The organism is Bacillus tuaregi (assembly GCF_900104575.1).
GTDB lineage: Bacteria > Bacillota > Bacilli > Bacillales > Cytobacillaceae > Bacillus_BD > Bacillus_BD tuaregi.
Genome location: NZ_LT629731.1, coordinates 2,054,168 through 2,073,025 on the forward strand (window position 1 = coordinate 2,054,168; position 18,858 = coordinate 2,073,025).

The 18,858-nt window shown below is 40.6% G+C and carries 16 protein-coding genes; 12 read left to right on the forward strand and 4 right to left on the reverse strand.

Annotation, left to right across the window (positions count from 1 at the left end; translation table 11 throughout):
- Positions 1 to 3: 3 nt before the first annotated feature.
- The 3 genes from BQ5321_RS12140 (at position 4) to BQ5321_RS12150 (ending at position 4,149) form a co-directional block, all read left to right on the forward strand.
- Positions 4 to 756: an electron transfer flavoprotein subunit beta/FixA family protein gene (locus BQ5321_RS12140; RefSeq protein WP_071394743.1), complete on the forward strand. Its 753-nt coding sequence runs from the start codon at positions 4 to 6 to the stop codon at positions 754 to 756.
- 66 nt (positions 757 to 822) lie between these two features.
- Entirely contained in the window at positions 823 to 1,821 is a 999-nt protein-coding gene (locus BQ5321_RS12145; RefSeq protein ID WP_071394744.1) for an electron transfer flavoprotein subunit alpha/FixB family protein, read from the forward strand.
- Positions 1,822 to 2,058: 237 nt separating this feature from the next.
- Positions 2,059 to 4,149, forward strand: a complete 2,091-nt coding sequence (locus BQ5321_RS12150) for a (Fe-S)-binding protein (protein ID WP_071394745.1) — start codon at positions 2,059 to 2,061, stop codon at positions 4,147 to 4,149.
- A gap of 87 nt (positions 4,150 to 4,236) precedes the next feature.
- On the opposite strand, the gene BQ5321_RS12155 is transcribed toward BQ5321_RS12150, so the two are convergent.
- The gene (locus BQ5321_RS12155) at positions 4,237 to 5,631 is read right to left on the reverse strand and encodes a solute carrier family 23 protein (RefSeq protein WP_071394746.1); all 1,395 of its coding nucleotides are present in this window, start codon (positions 5,629 to 5,631) and stop codon (positions 4,237 to 4,239) included.
- A gap of 719 nt (positions 5,632 to 6,350) precedes the next feature.
- Here BQ5321_RS12155 and BQ5321_RS12160 point away from each other — a divergent pair.
- The 9 genes from BQ5321_RS12160 (at position 6,351) to BQ5321_RS12200 (ending at position 16,875) form a co-directional block, all read left to right on the forward strand.
- On the forward strand, positions 6,351 to 8,564 hold the full coding sequence (locus BQ5321_RS12160; protein WP_071394747.1) for a helix-turn-helix domain-containing protein: 2,214 nt from the start codon (positions 6,351 to 6,353) through the stop codon (positions 8,562 to 8,564).
- 559 nt (positions 8,565 to 9,123) lie between these two features.
- Positions 9,124 to 10,692 (forward strand): class I adenylate-forming enzyme family protein, encoded by a 1,569-nt coding sequence (locus BQ5321_RS12165; RefSeq protein ID WP_234978393.1) that lies wholly within the window; start codon positions 9,124 to 9,126, stop codon positions 10,690 to 10,692.
- Positions 10,693 to 10,763: 71 nt separating this feature from the next.
- A complete protein-coding gene (locus BQ5321_RS12170; RefSeq protein WP_071396890.1) occupies positions 10,764 to 11,171 on the forward strand; it encodes an acyl-CoA thioesterase in 408 nt (135 codons plus the stop codon).
- A gap of 118 nt (positions 11,172 to 11,289) precedes the next feature.
- Complete coding sequence (locus tag BQ5321_RS12175) at positions 11,290 to 11,982, forward strand: response regulator transcription factor (RefSeq protein ID WP_071394748.1); 693 nt, start codon at positions 11,290 to 11,292, stop codon at positions 11,980 to 11,982.
- An 80-nt stretch (positions 11,983 to 12,062) separates the two neighbouring features.
- Positions 12,063 to 12,986: an ATP-binding cassette domain-containing protein gene (locus BQ5321_RS12180; protein ID WP_071394749.1), complete on the forward strand. Its 924-nt coding sequence runs from the start codon at positions 12,063 to 12,065 to the stop codon at positions 12,984 to 12,986.
- Positions 12,979 to 13,746: an ABC transporter permease gene (locus tag BQ5321_RS12185; RefSeq protein ID WP_071394750.1), complete on the forward strand. Its 768-nt coding sequence runs from the start codon at positions 12,979 to 12,981 to the stop codon at positions 13,744 to 13,746. The genes BQ5321_RS12180 and BQ5321_RS12185 overlap by 8 nt, the downstream gene beginning before the upstream one ends.
- 24 nt (positions 13,747 to 13,770) lie before the next feature.
- Positions 13,771 to 14,670: a sensor histidine kinase gene (locus tag BQ5321_RS12190; protein ID WP_071394751.1), complete on the forward strand. Its 900-nt coding sequence runs from the start codon at positions 13,771 to 13,773 to the stop codon at positions 14,668 to 14,670.
- 32 nt (positions 14,671 to 14,702) lie between these two features.
- Positions 14,703 to 16,148, forward strand: a complete 1,446-nt coding sequence (locus BQ5321_RS23740) for a serine hydrolase domain-containing protein (protein ID WP_084786756.1) — start codon at positions 14,703 to 14,705, stop codon at positions 16,146 to 16,148.
- Between the two features lie 265 nt (positions 16,149 to 16,413).
- A complete protein-coding gene (locus BQ5321_RS12200; protein WP_071394752.1) occupies positions 16,414 to 16,875 on the forward strand; it encodes a hypothetical protein in 462 nt (153 codons plus the stop codon).
- Between the two features lie 313 nt (positions 16,876 to 17,188).
- Here the strand turns inward: BQ5321_RS12200 and BQ5321_RS12205 are convergent, their stop codons facing one another.
- The 3 genes from BQ5321_RS12205 to BQ5321_RS24275 all read right to left on the reverse strand — a co-directional run bounded on the left by BQ5321_RS12205 (position 17,189) and on the right by BQ5321_RS24275 (position 18,786).
- On the reverse strand, positions 17,189 to 17,557 hold the full coding sequence (locus BQ5321_RS12205) for a DUF134 domain-containing protein (protein WP_071394753.1): 369 nt from the start codon (positions 17,555 to 17,557) through the stop codon (positions 17,189 to 17,191).
- Between the two features lie 259 nt (positions 17,558 to 17,816).
- Positions 17,817 to 18,341, reverse strand: a complete 525-nt coding sequence (locus tag BQ5321_RS12210; protein WP_071394754.1) for a Fur family transcriptional regulator — start codon at positions 18,339 to 18,341, stop codon at positions 17,817 to 17,819.
- A 283-nt stretch (positions 18,342 to 18,624) separates the two neighbouring features.
- The gene (locus BQ5321_RS24275) at positions 18,625 to 18,786 is read right to left on the reverse strand and encodes a hypothetical protein (protein ID WP_159433429.1); all 162 of its coding nucleotides are present in this window, start codon (positions 18,784 to 18,786) and stop codon (positions 18,625 to 18,627) included.
- Between the last annotated feature and the right edge of the window lie 72 nt (positions 18,787 to 18,858).

An 18,858-nucleotide genomic window follows, 5' to 3' on the forward strand; every position in this document is an offset into this window, starting at 1 on the left:
ACAATGAATATTTATGTTGTGATGAAACGTACTTTTGACACAGAAGAAAAGATTTCTATTATAAACGGACAAATCAATGAGGAAAGTGCAGAGTTCATCATTAATCCTTATGATGAATATGCCGTTGAAGAAGCTCTTAAACTACGAGAAGAACATGGCGGCGAAGTAACGGTTGTGACATTAGGGGAAGAAGAAGCGGAGAAACAGCTTCGAACAGCCCTTGCGATGGGTGCTGATAAAGCCGTTCTGATTCATGATGAAGAGGTGGGAGAAGGTGACGAATTTACATCTGCATTCATTTTAAGCACCTACCTGAAAGACCAAAAGGCCGATATTATTTTAGCGGGAAATACAACCGTTGACGGCAGTTCCGGTCAAGTCGGCCCGAGACTTGCAGAAGCATTAGGATTCAGTTGTGTGACAACGATTACGAAGCTGGCAGTGGAAGGGGACAAAGCCATCATCGAACGTGATGTCGAAGGAGATGTGGAAACGGTTGAAGTACAGCTTCCATTGTTAGTAACCTGCCAGCAAGGATTAAATGAACCGCGCTATCCTTCCCTACCAGGCATTATGAAGGCGAAGAAGAAACCGTTAGAAAAACTAGATTTAGATGACCTAGACATTGATGAGGAAGAGGCAGAAGCAAAAACAACCACTGTTAACCGCTTTATGCCGGCAGCCAAGAGTACAGGAAGAATCCTTGCAGGTGAAATCTCTCAACAAGTGAAAGAGCTTGCCTCTTTACTACGATAATAATCCAAAATGACCATATAATGCTCGTCCAAAATTAGAATATATGAAATAAGGGGAGGGACCGTTATGTCAAAAAAGGTATTAGTTTTAGGTGAAGTACGTCAAGGAGAGCTGCGCCAGGTTTCGCTTGAAGCGATTGCGGCAGCGAAGCAAATAGCAGCTGCAGGAGAGGTCGTTGGACTTTTGCTAGGAAATGAGGCTGCTAGTCTAGCCCCGACTATGATTCAATACGGAGCAGATCGTGTTTTAGTGGCTGATCATCCACATTTACAGAACTTTACACCTGATGGATACACGCAGGCAGTCATGCAGGTGCTAGAGCTGGAGAAACCTGAAGGCTTTATTTTGGGACATACTTCGATTGGAAAGGATATTTCTCCACGAATTGCTGCGAAGTTAAATGCTGGTTTAATTTCTGATGCAGTAGCCCTTGAACAGGACGGCGAGAAGTTCATCTTTACTCGCCCAATTTACTCAGGGAAAGCGTTTGAGAAAAAGGTTATGAAAGAGGGATTGATTTTTGCTACAATTCGTCCGAATAATATCGAAGCCTTAGCAAAGGAAGAAGCACGTACAGGTGAAATAGCATCCTTTGCGGTTGATATGAAGGATCTACGTACAATCGTAAAAGACATTGTACGCAAAACGGCAGGCGGCGTTGATTTGTCAGAGGCGAAGGTGATTGTATCCGGCGGCCGTGGTGTAAAGAGTGAGGAAGGGTTTAACATCCTTCAGGAGTTAGCTGATGCACTTGGTGGTGCAGTAGGGGCTTCACGCGGTGCTTGTGATGCGGGGTACAGTGATTATTCCTTACAGATTGGTCAAACTGGAAAGGTAGTGACACCTGATATTTATATCGCCTGCGGAATATCTGGTGCGATTCAGCATGTAGCCGGTATGTCAAACTCAAAAGTGATTGTTGCCATCAACAAGGATCCCGAAGCCAATATTTTCAGCATCGCTGATTATGGAATTGTTGGAGATCTCTTTGAAGTGGTGCCGTTATTAGTAGCTGAGTTTAACTTCATTCAGCAGAAGTCCGCAACTTCTATATGTGGGGGATGAATGCAAATGGTACTCCGATTCAGTGGAGGTTCAAACCCCGGCTGAATGAAGTTAAGCCTCCGGCGAGTCATGCGATTTTTTAAAGGTAGTTTACCCGAGCGAGCTCAGGTAATCCGGACGCAAATTCGACGAGCGAATTTGATAAGCGTAGCTTTTAACTAAACAGAATAATTGTGGTAAATCTAATTAGGGAGGAAATCATTTCCTCCCTTTTACTTACAGCAACCATGGGAGGAGATGAATAGGATGTTATCATTATTGAATTTACTTGCTTTCCTAGCCGTGGCAGGATATGCAGTCTATTTATTTGTTAATCTTGTATATACCCGCTATTTGTTTATCAAGCTTGGCAAAAAAGCGGAGTTCGAACCAAACCTAAAGGAAAGAATCCATCTCGTTTTAAAGAACGGGTTCGGTCACTCGAAGCTGTTCAAAGACAATAAAAGCGGTCTGATGCATCTCGTTTTATTTTATACTTTTTTTATCATTCAGATAGGTCTTATTGAATTAATCGTAAAGGGATTTATTAATGGCTATGAATTTCCTTTTGGTGAAGCCCATAAATATTTTAGTCTCCTGCAGGAATGGGCGACATTCCTTATGCTTATAGCCGTTCTCTATGGCTTTTTCCGCCGATATGGCGAAAAGCTAAAGCGATTGCAATGGAAGCGCGATGGTAAAGCCGCATTTGTTTATCTTGCCTTAAGTACCCTGACTTTATCAATCTTGATTACATTAGGGTTTGAAGCGGTTATGTTAAATCACGAACCTAATCTAGTCTATGCGCCATTTTCAGGTGTGATTGCGCAGCTGTTTTCTGGAATTGGAGCCAATGCCGGAACGTTCCTGTTCTATGTATTCTGGTGGATTCATATGCTGACGGTCTTTACCTTCCTTGTGTTTGTACCACAGTCAAAGCAATTTCATGAGCTGTTCGCCATGGTCAATATTTTTTTCAAAAAGCAAGGCCCAGTGGGTAAATTAAATAAGATTGATTTTGAGGATGAGACAAAAGAGGTGTTTGGTGTTGGAAAAATTGAGGACTTTAAGCAGCAACAGCTGATTGATTTATATGCCTGTGCCGAATGCGGACGTTGTACCAATATGTGTCCGGCATCAGGTACCGGAAAAACATTATCTCCTATGGACTTGATTTTGAAGATGAGAGATCACTTGACAGAAAAAGGGGCAGCGGTTACGTCCAGACAGCCTTGGGCACCTGCCTTTGTTTTTAAAAACACAAAAGCCAACCAACTGGCGTTAGCAGGCAGTGGGACAGAGGAAGTCGCAGCCGCCAAGGAGGATGTTAGTTTAATTGGGGATGTCATTACAGAAGAGGAAATTTGGGCCTGTACAACGTGCCGAAACTGTGAAGATCAATGTCCTGTGATGAATGAGCATGTTGATAAAATCATCGATCTTCGCCGTTACTTAGTACTGACAGAAGGAAAAATGAATAGTGATGCCCAGCGCGCGATAACCAATATCGAGCGTCAAGGAAATCCATGGGGAATGAACCGTAAGGAACGTGTCAACTGGCGTGATGCTGTAGAGGAGGTCATCATTCCAACAGCAAAAGAATTGAAAAAAGCAGGCGAAGTGTTCGACTATTTATTCTTTATTGGCTCTATGGGGTCCTATGACAATCGCAGTCAAAAGCTGACACAGTCCTTTGTTCGACTATTAAATCATGCAGGGGTAAAGTTTGCGATTCTTGGGAATGAAGAAAAGAACTCCGGTGATACACCGCGCCGGATTGGTAACGAGTTCTTATTCCAGGAATTAGCCAACACAAATATTGAAACGTTCAAGAAATATAATGTGAAGAAAATTGTCACGATGGATCCACATGCGTTTAATACACTTAAGAATGAATATCCTGAATTTGGCTTAGAAGCAGAGGTATATCATCATACACAAATGCTGACTATGTTAATGGAAGAAGGCAAGCTGAAGCCGAGTAAGGCTGTTGATGAAATCATTACGTACCATGATTCCTGTTATTTAGGCCGTTATAACAATGTATACGATGCACCACGTGACATCTTGAAGGCGATACCAGGTGTTACTCTCGTAGAACCTGAGCGCAAGCGTGAAACGGCTATGTGCTGCGGTGCCGGCGGCGGACTCATGTGGATGGAGGAAGACAAGGGGACACGAATCAACGTAGCAAGAACGGAGCAGCTGCTTGATACAAATCCAACCATTATTAGTACAGGCTGTCCTTACTGCTTAACCATGATCGGTGATGGAACGAAAGCTAAAGAGGTAAATGAAAAGGTTCAAACGCTTGATATAGTTGAAATACTTGAAAAGTCCATTATCTAAATGAAAAAAGCTGATTCCAGCAGTCACAAGTATATGACTGGGGATCAGCTTTTTTCATTTATTCATGTGGAAAACTTGTCTAATCTTTTATGAAATCTGTTCAGCTTTTTCTTCTTGTTTTTCCGTTACGGCCTTTTCCATTCCATCTTTTTTCAAGGACAATAGATTCTTACGTTGGATAAGGAAGTAAAGCACCATCCCAATCATTAATCCATATGCCGCACCGTAAAGTGCAAGGACAACGGCCATGACTACGGCAACACCGATTTCTTCTTCTGTATTTACCTGCTTCACGCCAAGTGTTACACAGAGATACCCTGTCAGGATGAGTGTGATGGAATAAGCAACCGGTAAAATGGGTTGAAAGAATGTAACAAGCGGTAAGACGAATAGGGCACATATCATCGAAATAACGAGTGAATTAGAACCAGAAAAAATCGAATCCATTGCTTTTCTGCCAAAGGTATATCGTTCGGCAACTGAGGCTGTTCCGGCAGAGAATAATGGGCCTGCTAACCCTGGATGCGGTGCAAAGAAGGAATGTAAAAATCCGCGAACCGCTGTCACCATATGAACTTGATTCATATCATATTGAATTTTTTCATCTTTTCTAGCTTCATTTGCACGGCGGACGATATTTTCACCAACGATAATATCACCATAAGCTATAATATAAGCAAGAATCCCTGTTGGAATCGCACTTATTAGTAAGCTGAGGCTAGGGAAGCCAACAACAAATGGTGTTACATTCCATAATTCCGCAATATTCGGGATTGTAATTCCCCATTGTACCTGTGGCATCGAATATTCGCCCACAATCCAGCCCACGACCATTGCGATAAGAATGGCGGGTACAATCCCAAAGTTAGCAATTTTCTTAAAGAAACGGTTATGAGCGTATAGCTTCTTGAAATGAAGAGAGAACATGATATATAAGCAAAGCATTCCACCGATTGTTAACGTAATAGGGGTTGCCGCTAGCCGGCCGCCTTCTTGAATTTCCCCCATTATGGCTCCAATCCCGGCACCAATTAAAATTCCTGCTTTCAATGAATTAGGCAAAATCTTAATCACCTTTTGTCCAAGACCTGTGACCCCAAGAAGAAAGAAAATGAGCGCTGTCACAAACTGCACAGCAATTAAGGCTCGAACGGCTTCAGGACCGGGTTCGAATTTTCCTAGGAAGACAATCAATACCGGTAACACCGGGGTGATGAAACCAGAAACAAATGGAACACCAAGGGTAGAAGGCAATACCATTAGGATCAGATGTAGAATGACAATCGCTAAGGCTGCCTCATAGGACATCCCGAGGACCGTCCTCATAATTTCAATCATACTCAGTCCAATGGTAAAAATAACAACCCCTTGAATCAACTCAGGTGTTTCTAAACGATAATGGATAAACGGCAGCCTCAATTGATATTTTCCAATCGGCCAATAGGGCTGGATTTCTCCATCTTTTCTTTTAAAGATAGACATTCACTTTCCTCCTATAAATAGAATCAAATTCGCCCGTCGAATTTGCATCCGGATTACCTGAGCTCGCTCGGGTAAACTACCTTTAAAAAATCGCATGACTCGCCGGAGGCTTAACTTTTTACGTGCTAGGGTTCATTTCCTTTAAATAATTATCCTAGTATGAAGGCTTCTCCTTTCCACTGTATTGATTCATCAAAACTTGTAATAGTTCTGAATTATCAGAAATTAGTAATAATCTTACCAATCAGCAGAAATATATTCATACTATGATAAGTAGGTATTTAACGATTGAAATTCAGACGTTTTGACCGATGAGGATTTTGAAAAAGATGGGATGATATCATGAGAATAAAATAATCAAATTCGCCCGTCGAATATGCGTCCGGATTACCTGAGCTCGCTCGGGTAAATTACCCCTAAAAAATCGCATGACTCGCCGGAGGCTTAACTTTATTCAGCCGGGGTTTGAACCCCCACTGTATCGAAGAACCATTTGCCTTCATCTCCCACTTGTAGAAGTGGAGGACTTCTGTACCTGTCGCAAGCTTTCGGTTCAAAAAGCATTTGCTGAATGAAGTTAAATTGTAAAATTCTGATATAATACTATTAAGTTTCAGAATTATCTTGCAAAAAGCAGACAAGACTGAAACAATTCATAATATGATCATTTAATAGCTACATAACAATTCTTAACTTTTAGCATAAAAGGGGATGCGGTAATGGAAATAACCAATAATGAAAAGATAGTCAAGAGATTAGATGCTCACCTTCGCCTGACAACCCGGCAAATGATTCATTATGATACGGAAGAGGAAACATTGAAATTCTTAGTTCATTCCATTCGTTCGAAGCTTTCATGCGACTTTGTCGGGATCATTTTAATCGATGGAGATCGCTTTATTCCAAAGCTATGGGAGCATGCGTTAACAACAGGAATAGAAAGTTTTTCTCTAAGTGTGGACCAATGTAATCCCAATTTATTAACGAAAAGTATGATGTTTACCTCTAAGGATAAAGATTCTACCTGTGAATTTACCAATCTATGGATAGAGCAAGAATTACCGGCATGGTTTACGGTACCATTGAAGGATGAATTCCATTCATTGGGGTTTTTTATTGCAGGTTATCTTCAGCCAGTAACCTTTTTTCCGGAATTGGAACAGTCCTTCGATGAATTCGGAAAAGACGTTGCGGCGGCTATTAACCTCTTTAAAAGTAAGGAGTTGCAACAAACGAGAATACAGGGAGTAGAATGGATTAATCAAAACTCGTCACTAGACCTTTCGGTTGAAGCAGCCGTAGCGAAGCTGGCAAAAGGGGCAAGTAAACTGGTTGGAGCCGATGCTGCTTGTATTTATTTATATGATGAAAATAAGAATTGCTTTATTTACCAGCCTCCTTCTTACGGTAACATGGATCGAGAACATAAGATAAAAGTCGAAAAGAATGACGAATTATCCCATTATTTCCCCAACGTAGAGACTCCAGGTGCTAAGCAACTAACCATTCCTTTACTATTTAATCAAAAAACCGTAGGAGTATTATTTATTGAAAATAAAAATAACGGTATTTTTACACAGGATGACTTAGAAACATTAGACTTTCTATCAAATCATGTTGCCGTCATGCTGGAAAATGCCCGTTTGTATCGGAATGAAAAGGAGAATAAACAGAGACTTCATTATTTACTGGATTATCAACAATCTCTCGTCAAAAAAACAGTAGAGGGAGATAGTTTTGACGGAATAACAGATACCCTTAGCAAGCTATTTTCGACTTCTGTTATATTGCTCGATCGATTCTTAAGGCCACTATCCTATAAGCTTTTTGAAAAAGAAGAAGAGGAGCTTCAAGAGTTGATTGAGCTTGCCACCTATAAGATTGTTCAAAGTCAACAGCCTGTCGGGTTATGGTTTACCCCAAAGGAGAACCATGCTATTCACTTAGGTGCCTGGCCGATTGATGGAGGAGGAGATCTATTAGGCTACCTAGTCGTCGATATGACGAATGATGAACTGGATACGTATAATCGCTTAAGCATAAATATCGCTCGAAATATCTATTCGGTGCAATTTATTAAACAAAAGCTCGTGTTAGACGCGAGGGAACAGGTGAAGGAAAGCTTCATGAATAAACTGCTTGTAGAGAAAATTGATGATGAAGAAAGCATCATTCAATATGCTAATCTATTTAAATGGGATTTATTTCGCCCCCATCGCGTGGCAGTTCTTTCTCTATCGATTCAAGATAAGAACAAAAAGATAAATGTATTAGAAATGGAAGCACAAAAGTCATTGATATGGGAACAAATAAAAGAAAAAATTTCACACCGCCATCCGGAAATTCGCATGGCGAATAAAGATGGTGAATCGATCCTTGTTGTTCCGACTGAAAGTGAGGAAGGGAAACCAAAGGTATACTGGTCGAAGCTCTATCAGTATGTAAAATCATGGATGGACATTAATTTCAAACATTTTCAGGTTTATATAACGGTTGGTGGAAAAACAGAAAAATTAAGTGACTACTATGTTGGCTATATTCAAGCATTAAAGGCGTTAAATGTAGTCATGAATCGTTTTTATGATATCGGATTTGCGCTGTTTGATGAATTAGGCTCCTATACGATATTACATGAATTAAAGGATTCGAAAATATCAGACCTATTTATTCAAAAGCATCTGGCTCCATTACTGGAGTATTCTGAGGGTAAAAGTATGGATTTATTTCAGACACTGCGGGTCTATCTTGAACGAAATGGGAGTATCAAAGAAACAGCGGAGGAATTATATATTCACCGAAGCTCGCTTATCTATCGACTTGAGAAAATTGTTGATTTACTTGATATCGATATTAATGATTCAGAATATCGATTTGATTTAATGATGGCGTATAAGCTCTATGATTTACATATAGGCAAAGTGGATCTTTCCTAATATTAGCATGGAACAGGAGTCCCTCAGGTTATATTGATACACAAATGGAGCTTCTCGCATCCTGCCTTCCTTCAAGATGTGGAAAACCGGCTCGATAATTCCATTATCATGTCGGTACAGCTATCAAGTAAATTCCTTCATAATAAAAAGACAGAAAATTTTTAATCTTATTTTAACTTCATTCAGCAAATGCTTTTTGTACCGAAAGCTTGCGACAGGTACAGAAGTCCTCCACTTCTACAAGTGCGGGATCAAGGCAAATCGAACTTCGATTCAGTGGGGGTTCAAACCCCGGCTGAATGAAGTTAAGCCTCCGGCGAGTCATGCGATTTTTTAAAGGTAGTTTACCCGAGCGAGCTCAGGTAATCCGGACGCAAATTCGACGGGCGAATTTGATCTTAGTCATTTAACGCTGGCATAGGAGGAGTCATTCCGAATTAGGACAAAGGAGGAGTCGTTTGCAAAAATGAAAGCCCTGTCAAATGGGGACCATTTATGTATCTTTATTTATGTATCTTTCGGGAATATCTACTAGTTTCATGGATTAGGAGGGAAGCATGTGAAGAAATTTATTTCAATACCTGAAGCACTGGAAAGAGCCTATAAAATGAACTCCGAGAAGGAAGTACTTTATGATGGATACACCCGAGTTACCTACGGACAATTATATAAGGAAGCACAGTTAATCGCCTCGGGGTTAGCTCAAAAGGGGATTCAAAAAGGAGATCGAGTGATTGTTTGTCTCCCTAACTGGAATGAGTTTGTTTCTCTCTATTTTGGATTGGCTTCATTGGGAGCTATATTGGTGCCATGTAATACACGCTATCGTGCAGATGAGCTCAGCAATGTATTGGTAAAATCGGGAGCAAAGGCTGTGTTTGTTGCCGAGGAATATAAGCATGCTGAATTCTTTCAGCCTTTTCTTAACAACAACCACTCCGATTTAGAACACATTTTTACGGTTCGGTTTAAACAGGATGACCACCTCTCATTAGATGATTTATTAGAACTAGGAAGTGCTATGCCACATCCAGAGGTCAAAATTGATCCGGCTGAGGATGTGTTCTCGATTCTTTATACATCTGGAACTACGGGTAAACCAAAAGGTGCGATGCTGACACATTCCAATTTCATGTATTCGGCAGAGGTATCGAATGTGAAATTAAAGTGTACAGCTGAGGATGTATTTCTCATCGCTGTACCTGTGTTCCACGTATTTGGAATGGGGCCTGGAATCATGTCGGCCATTGCAGCTGGAGCAAGAATGGTGTTAATGGATCAATATAAGGCCATTCATGCCTTAGAGCTGATTGAAGCGGAAAGGATTTCTGTTCATCATGGTGTCCCAACCATGTTCATCCTGGAGTTAAACCATCCAAGATTTTCTGAATTTGATCTTTCTTCGCTTAGAACAGGGATTATTGCAGCTGCACCATGTCCAGAAGAAATCGTAAGAAAAATTCGCAATGATATGGGCTGTAATATCCTTGTGTTTTACGGTTTAACAGAGTCCACCGCCTCCATTACGGCAACATCCTTTGATGATGATGACTATATTCAATCGATAACGGTAGGAAGACCTCTCCCTGATTCCGAAGCAAAGGTTGTGGATGCACAAGGGATGACGGTTCAGAATAATGAGGTAGGAGAATTATTGTTAAGAGGACCTGGGATAACAAAGGGCTATTATCAAAGCCCTGAACAAACCATTGAAGCCATCAACCATGAAGGTTGGTTTCATACAGGAGATTTAGCGACGATGGATGAAAAGGGATACATTCGAATTGTCGGCAGAAAAAAGGAAATGATTATCCGAGGTGGATTTAATATCTATCCTCGTGAGATTGAAGAAATTTTTTATAAGCATCCTAGTGTTTTAGAAGTGGTTATTATCGGGCTCCCTGATACGGTACTAGGAGAGGTGTCTTGTGCAGCGATTAAATTAAAAACGGGTCATGATGAAGATGAAGGAGCCATGAAGGACTATATTAGGGATAAAGTAGCCGATTATAAAGTTCCGGATAAAATTATATTTCTTGATGAGTTCCCAATGACCGACAGTGGAAAAATAAAACGGGTTGCTCTGGAAAAGGAATTAAGACAACAATTACAAGCAACGCTTCGATAGGTTAGTAGGCTGAGGAAAGGAGATGTGTTATTATTATTAATTGTAATGAGGAAACGAAAAAAGTGAAAACAATTGAGTATCATTTTCAAGTTCGCTGGGGTGAAACAGATGCGGCTGGAATTGTCTTTTACCCAAGCTTTTATAGCTGGATGGATGAAGCCTCACACCATTACTTTACCGAAATAGGATATCCGACAACTAAGCTTTATGAAAATGAAAATATAGGAATTCCGCTTGTCGAAGCAAAATGTGTCTTTAAATCGCCCTTGTATTTTGGTGACCAGGTGACCGTTGAATCGACTGTCTCAAAAGTACGTAATAAAGTGTTCACAATCAATCACGTATTTTTAAAAGAGGGTAAAATGGTTGCCGAAGGAATGGAAATTCGCGCTTGGGCAGCATTAAATCCCAACTTAAAAGCCGTTTCCATTCCCGATGAAGTGAGAAACGCTCTGCAGCAGACCGGCACTGCCGTGTAATGCCATGTTAGTTTTTAAAAAGTGAGAAAAACTGGGCGGATAGTGTCTATCCAGTTTTTCTCACTTTTTTACTGGTTATATGGAATGTGATTAATTCAGAAAGAAATGGAGAAAACAAGTGGATAAGCAAATAAACATATTAGTCGTTGAAGATGATAATGACATCAATCAGTTACTCTGCAGGATTATAAAAAAAAGTCAATACCTCCCGCAGCCCGTCTATTCGGGTACAGAAGCGATGCTCTATTTAGAAAAACAAAAATGGGACCTCATCCTATTAGATTTAATGCTTCCTGGGATGACCGGTGAGGAGTTGCTGACAGAAATCCGGTCGAAGGGACCGATACCCATCATGATCATATCGGCTAAAAATGAGCAACAGACGAAAATTGATTGTTTACGCGCTGGTGCAGATGATTTTATCTCTAAGCCATTTGATGTGGAGGAGGTATCGGCTAGGATTGATGCTCTTCTGAGAAGATATCACTATAGCAATGAAACGAAACAAAAGAATCACTTACTACATAAGGATATTCAAATGGATTTAGAAGCCAAAACGGTTACAGTGAATGGGGACTTACTGACCTTAACAGCCCGTGAATACGCAATATTAGCCCTTCTAATGTCATCCCCAAAGAAGGTCTTTTCGAAATCGAATCTGTTCGAAAGTGTATGGAATGAGCCCTTTCATGGGGACGATAATACGGTCAATGTTCACATGAGTAACCTGCGCAATAAACTCATGAAGGCCAATCCGGATGAAGATTATATCGAAACGATTTGGGGAATGGGGTATCGCCTTAATTCTTAAGGTTTTCTTAAGCTTTACCTTAAGCTTTTCTTATCTTTTATCCCTGATACTATAGGAAGAGCTAGTAAGGAGGCAAATAGATGAGTGAATATATTTTAAGAACCAAGGACCTATCGAAAAAATATAAAGATGATTTTGCGATTCATAATATAAATGTATCGATTAAAAAAGGAGAAATCTACGGCTTTATTGGACAAAATGGGGCGGGAAAATCAACCATGCTGCGCTTAGTTACCGGTCTTGCCTTTCCGACAAGCGGAACCATTGAACTGTTCGGGAATGATAATCCAAATGCTTTAACAGATGCACAAAAAAGAATGGGGGCTATCATCGAGAATCCAGCACTTTTTCTCAACATGAGTGCCTATGAAAATTTAGAGGTTCAACGATTGCAAAAGGGAATCCCAGGAAAGGCATGTATTGAAAAAACACTGGAGCTTGTTGGACTAACCGGTACGGGCAAGAAAAAAGCCAAGAATTTTTCACTTGGAATGAAGCAAAGACTTGGATTGGCGATGACACTTTTAAGTGATCCCGAATTCATCATCCTGGATGAGCCAACAAATGGGTTAGATCCTATGGGGATTGTGGAGCTAAGGGAATTAATTAAAAAATTAAATCGTGAAAAAGGACTAACCGTGTTCATTTCCAGTCATATTTTGAGTGAGCTCCATCAGCTTGCCACTAGCTTCGGTATTATCCATAAAGGGAAATTGCTGGAGGAACTCTCATCAAAGGAGCTTGATGAGAAATGCCGGCAGCATTTACGGATAAAGGTCGATAATTCTGCTAAGGGTGCCACGGTTCTAGAAAATCAACTATCCACAACGGATTTTGAAGTCATGCCAGACGGCACGATTAAGCTTTACGATTATCTTGATGATGTCCGTACTGTTTCACGTGCTTTAACAAGCGATGGTCTTGTTATTGAACATCTCTCACAAAATGGAGATAGTCTGGAAAACTATTTTTCTAAGCTTGTAGGGGGTGCCGAGCATGACTAATCTGATTAGGGCAGAAATATTTAAATTACAGCGGAATCAATCCTTCTGGGTACTACTTGGAACGATTACAGGATTGAGCGTCTTACTCCACTTTCTCGTTATCATTGAATGGTGGCAACTATCCGGAACAGAATTTGATCAGGTTGGATTAAGTGAATTAAACGCTTTAACTGTTTTCATCCTTCCCTTATTTTTTAATCTAATAGCTAGTGCTCTAGCAGGGTTTTATATCTCAACTGAATTTTCACAGACTAGTGTCATCAAAAACCAAATCATAAGCGGAAATAAAAGAAGTCAAATTTATTTGGCGAAGTATCTTGTTTTTTCAGTTGGAGCCGTCATCATCACGGTATTGGTTCCATTATTGACTGGTATAATCATGGTTATCCTATTTGGACAAGGGGAACTATTGTCTTTTTCTCAGATTATTTATCTTGGACGAGCCTTTAGCTTGTTTACACTGCAATTTTTATGTTTTACCTCGCTGGTGCTGTTGATTGCCATTATAACGGAGGATAGCGGGAAGACGATTTTATTTACCCTTTTACTTTCGATTATCATGTTTATCATCGAAAAATTTGTCACGACACCCTTTATTCAAATGCTGTATGAGAATACGTTCTTTTACCAATTAAGTGAAGTGTTTAAGGCAGGCATGACAAACGGGGATATTCTAAAATCGATTATGATTGGCGTCGTTTGGCTCATAATCTTAACAATGTTCGGCCTTTATCTTTTCAAAAGAAAAGAAATTAAATAATGATCAGGCAAGCGGGTGAGGGCGATGGTTTATCTTGGAATCTTCATATTATTATCAGCTTTATTTTTGCTCATTCGTTTACTCTCGCTTAAAAAAGAAGTGAAAAATATAACCGAGCAGCTGCAGCTCTATAACCAACGTAAAACGAACAAAAAAATGGATATGGTGCTTGGGGATCAAGATATGGAAAGGCTCGGATTAGAAATCAATCAACTGATTGATCTTTACGTGTCAGAAAATCGAAGACGAGTCCGTTTTGAGCAGGAGCAAAGACAAGCCATTGCCAATATGTCACATGACTTAAGGACCCCATTAACCTCTATTCTCGGCTACATCCAAATGGCTGAGGCAGAGGATGTGACCGAAAAGGAAAGGAAGGAATGGCTATCGATTGCCAATAGTCGCGCTAGAAGACTGGAGACATTATTAAAGGACTTCTTTGAACTGAGCGTGATTGAATCGACAGATTACCATCTGAAATCGAAAAAAATCAGCCTAAAGAACCTCACAATCGATGCATTAATGAGCTTTTATGACCGATTTAAGGAGAGGAATATGGAACCCATGATTCACCTGCCTGATCAAGATATTTTCATTCACTCTGATGGATCAGCTGTCACGAGAGTGATTGAAAATTTACTTGCCAATGCCATTACCCATTCAGATGGAAATATCATGGTCAGCCTTGATGATTATGCTTCAACAGCTCGATTAACGGTGACAAATGATGCCCATTCGTTAACGGAAGAAGCTGTGAGCCGTATGTTCGATCGATTCTATATGGCCGATCAATCTCGTACGGGAAAAAGCACCGGGCTAGGCTTATCAATTGTGAAAGGCTTAATGGAAAAAATGAATGGGACGATTACTGGAACACTAAAGGATAAGAAATTAACCATTGTTTGTGAATGGAAAAAGGGTTAACTAGAGCTATTGTATAAAAAAGGAGTTTTAATATGTTGAGGAAAAACGGGGTAATCATTCTGCTAATGCTCATTCTGTTGATTCAAATGTGGAAGGTCCCTTTATCAGTAAACGCTACCCCATCATTCGATACAGGAGCAATTGATGAGTATGTTAATGGTTATATAGATAAAAACGGACTGCCTGGTGCAGCCATTGTCGTGGTGAAGGGTGGAAAGGTCCTCTATGAAATGGGCTATGGTCATGATTCGGTAGGAAAACCATTAACAGCGCATTCTAAGATAGGACTGGCTTCTGGAACAAAGCCCTTTACGGCATTTGCGGTTTTACAATTGGTCGATGAAGGGAAAATAAAATTGGACGACCCGATTATAAATTATCTGCCGGAAATAACCGTAGATGATGCTAGATGGAAACAGGTGACGGTACGGCAGCTGTTGAGTCACACCTCTGGTCTTCCAAATCCGACTATTGTAGCTCCAGCAAAGACGTTAAAGGAAGGGGTTGAACGTTTTCATGATTGGAAGCTTCAGACTGACCCTGGAGAAAAATATAATTACAGTAATGCAAACTATTGGACCTTAGCTTATTTGGTGGAGCAAATGAGCGGGATGGAGTTCAATGATTACTTAACCGAAAAGGTCTTCACTCCGCTTGAAATGAAGGACTCCGTATCAGCGGTTCATACGAGCGAGCTTGAAGGGGAATTAGCGATTCCGCGAGGCTATGTCACATTATATGGCACAGCCATGCCATGGACAGAGCTTGAGAAAATGTTTAGCGGCTCTGGAAGCTTGTTTACGACCGCAAATGATATGGGAAAATGGTTAGCCATGCATACGAACGAGGGGAAAAATGAAGCAGGGAGACAAATTTTATCACAGGAGCTGCTGACAGAATCCTATACACCGCAGCCTGACAGTGAAAAATATGGACTCGGCTGGTCATTAAGCTCACCAAAGACGAAGCCAGCACGCATTTCACATAGCGGCTCCATTTCCACCTTTCAGTCGCAGCAGGATATTGTCCCAAGCAGTGGCTATGCAGTCGCCGTTCTTCTAAATAGCTTCACGACTACCTTCGAGCATGCCTATGAAATGAGTTCAGGAATTATTCAAATAACGGAGGGACAAGAGCCGGAAATAAAGGCTCCAACTCCGAAAATCATTGATTTATCACTTGGAGCGGTCACCTTGCTTTATTTATTTTTAGGTATCAAAGGGCTGGTGAGAAGCAAAGGATGGGCAGAGAGTCGAAAGCAGCATCCAGCTTGGAGATACTATCTGCGCTTCATTCCGCAACTGATACCGGTAGTGGGGGTTGGCTGGCTCCTCTTTATTGTACCAGCGCTTAAGGATAATAGTTCGACCATGATGGACGCATTTGGACTTTTCCCATCAGCGATGGTTCTATTAGCCACAGCTTTCATCATCGGATTGCTACTAATCATTTTACGAATCTATCATCGAATAAGATAAATCATTATGGGTGTCAGGCACCACAGATGATAAACATGGGAGATATTTTGAAGGAAAGCAATTGTAAAGAAAAGCGTCTAAACCAGATTTAGATAAAGGGAATCCTCCAATAAGAAGCTAAAGCACTAGAACCAGCCGTAAATTTGGGTGTTAACCGGTTACTTTTCAAGAAATTCTGGTTAAAGGCACAATTATACAAGTACAAGTTGAGAGTCCCTATACGTCTGAATAGGATGTTGGTGATAACAGAAAGGATGTGCCCAAAATGTATCCATACCCATATCATAGCTATGACCATCATCCATATCAGCAGTTAGAAGCTTATCCATTATCATCGTTTCCAGCTGAGGAATTATATCAGGAAGGTTATGATGAAAGAATTTTTGGTCCTTTATTTCCTTCACAGGGAGGACCCATGGGACCACCTCCAGGACCTCCTGGAACTCAAGGACCTGGTCCAGGCTCCCAATCGGGACCGCCAAGCGGACCGCCACCATCGTTCGTTCCTGCACAAACACAGCAAATGGGAACATTTGCCGTTGATCCCGGCAGTATTAGGGGCTGTTTATTCCGATACACGTATGTGTGGCTGAATAATCGCCAGCAATTTTGGTTCTTCCCAGTATTTGTCGGACGCACTTCTGTCTCTGGCTGGCGCTGGACTGGTTGGAATTGGGTGTTCTTTGGCATCAGTCTGAGACAAATTCAATCGTTTACATGTGTTTAACTTCATTCAGCAAATGCTTTTTGTACCGAAGCTTGCGACAGGTACAGAAGTCCTCCACTTCTACAAGTGGGGGATGAAGGCAAATGGTCCTTCGATTCAGTGGGGTACAAACCCCGGCTGAATGAAGTTAAGCCTCCGGCGAGTCATGCGATTTTTTAAAGGTAGTTTACCCGAGCGAGCTCAGGTAATCCGGACGCAAATTCGACGGTTGAATTTGATTGGAAATATTAGAATAAATGATAAAGTTTTGTGTGAAAAGTAGGGAGATGGATAGAGTGTCAAGTACCAATAAGATGCCTGACACTCTTATTTTTTAGGTATCGCTTGAATCCATCATCAGCGCTCTTCTTTTACGGCAGCCACAGCCCCGACATGGTTTGCCATCACTTTCACAAAGCTTATAATTTCCGCCTTCAATTCGTAGCCTTTTTCCAAGCACAAGGGATTCGGCCAGTTTTTTTCTCGCATCATTATAGATTCCTTGAACAGTTGTTCTAGCAATATCCATTTGCTTCGCACAGTCCTCCTGTGTTAGCCCTTCCAAATCAATCAGTCTAATGGTTTCATATTCTTCAATATTCATGGTCACAAAATGATCTTGTTCTGTTTCTACATCAAATGGGCCGAATTGGCTGCTGGCTGGTAAACAGCATACTTTCCGCCACTTCTTAGGTCTTGCCATTTCATCAATCACCCCTTTACAAAAAGCTGTGTTAAAGCACAATGTTTATTTTCAAGCAGGTTGATTGTAGTGGAAGGCACGCAGACTCCTGCAGGAGAAGCGAAACAGACGAGACCCCGCAGACACGAAGTGTCGAGGAGGCTCGGCGGTCGCCTGCGGAAAGCGAAGTGCCTGGAACGAAAATCAACACTCATGTTTAACAGAGCCTTACAAAAAAGAGAAGAGTTATCCTATCAAATTGAATTGTTTAAGGCATATGTCATTTATATGCTAGAGTGTTTTCTAAAATCTCTCTTGAAGCATCCTCAGTATGAAGGTTTGAGTCATCCTCAAGCTGCTTGTTATTCTTACAGGAGCTACAAATACCGCTCATAACCATCATGATGTCATCAATATCGTCATTAAATATTTCTTCCACATAATCCCTTTGCTCAATTAATTCATTGAAAATATGACTATCGGAGTATTCTTTAATTTGACCGCACACCTTACACTGAAAATGCATATGAAGCTTCTTTTTACTAAACATACTAAGCTCGTAATATCTGCTGTTATTCATGATGACCTCATTAATAACACCCATTTTCTTTAACACATCAATATTACGATATACAGTCGGTAGACTGACCCCATGTTCCTTCGTCAATAGATAGATTTGTTCGGGTCGTAAATGTTCAGTTGACTCGACAAACAGCTTGATGATGATGGATCTTGAAGCAGTAGCTTTATAGCCTTTGCTAGTGAGCAGCTTGATAATCCTCGAAATTTTGTCCTCCACGTCCATGCTTTCACCTGTCCCCTTAAAATGATTATGATGTTCGTGCCATAGATTAATAGTATTACCATAGAGCTATTCATGATGGTGGTTCATGACAATAAAAGAAAAACCCTATTTCTAACATATGTCATTAACAGAATATTCCTTTATCTGACATATGTCAATAATTTTAGAAAAATTAAAATAGTAGGGTTATACCGTTAATAATTAATAGGGGATGCAGATGTATATATTCGTATTTCCTGTTAAATAGCAGTCTTAGCTCATGTTGTTCAAGAGCCCGACACAATTAATTCCTGTACATGTTGTAAAATGAACATAGAGTTATATACTGCTTCGCAGAATCATATCCCCATAGAGTTGTCTTCACCTTTAATCCATTCTCTTCATGAATCAACCCAAAATAACTACTAAATAAAGTTCCTATCGTTTCTTTTAAATTTAACTTCATTCAGCAAAAGTCCTCCACTTCTACAAGTGGGGGATGTATGCAAATGGTACTTCGATTCAGTGGGGGTTCAAA

Bases quoted from the DNA above. Each gene is read 5' to 3' on its own strand.
- BQ5321_RS12140 (WP_071394743.1), top strand. From the start codon at position 4: ATGAATATTTATGTTGTGATGAAACGTACTTTTGACACAGAAGAAAAG.
- BQ5321_RS12145 (WP_071394744.1), top strand. From the start codon at position 823: ATGTCAAAAAAGGTATTAGTTTTAGGTGAAGTACGTCAAGGAGAGCTG.
- BQ5321_RS12150 (WP_071394745.1), top strand. From the start codon at position 2,059: ATGAATAGGATGTTATCATTATTGAATTTACTTGCTTTCCTAGCCGTG.
- BQ5321_RS12155 (WP_071394746.1), bottom strand. From the start codon at position 5,631: ATGTCTATCTTTAAAAGAAAAGATGGAGAAATCCAGCCCTATTGGCCG.
- BQ5321_RS12160 (WP_071394747.1), top strand. From the start codon at position 6,351: ATGGAAATAACCAATAATGAAAAGATAGTCAAGAGATTAGATGCTCAC.
- BQ5321_RS12180 (WP_071394749.1), top strand. From the start codon at position 12,063: ATGAGTGAATATATTTTAAGAACCAAGGACCTATCGAAAAAATATAAA.
- BQ5321_RS12185 (WP_071394750.1), top strand. From the start codon at position 12,979: ATGACTAATCTGATTAGGGCAGAAATATTTAAATTACAGCGGAATCAA.
- BQ5321_RS12190 (WP_071394751.1), top strand. From the start codon at position 13,771: ATGGTTTATCTTGGAATCTTCATATTATTATCAGCTTTATTTTTGCTC.
- BQ5321_RS23740 (WP_084786756.1), top strand. From the start codon at position 14,703: ATGTTGAGGAAAAACGGGGTAATCATTCTGCTAATGCTCATTCTGTTG.
- BQ5321_RS12200 (WP_071394752.1), top strand. From the start codon at position 16,414: ATGTATCCATACCCATATCATAGCTATGACCATCATCCATATCAGCAG.
- BQ5321_RS12205 (WP_071394753.1), bottom strand. From the start codon at position 17,557: ATGGCAAGACCTAAGAAGTGGCGGAAAGTATGCTGTTTACCAGCCAGC.
- BQ5321_RS12210 (WP_071394754.1), bottom strand. From the start codon at position 18,341: ATGGACGTGGAGGACAAAATTTCGAGGATTATCAAGCTGCTCACTAGC.
- BQ5321_RS24275 (WP_159433429.1), bottom strand. From the start codon at position 18,786: ATGAAGTTAAATTTAAAAGAAACGATAGGAACTTTATTTAGTAGTTAT.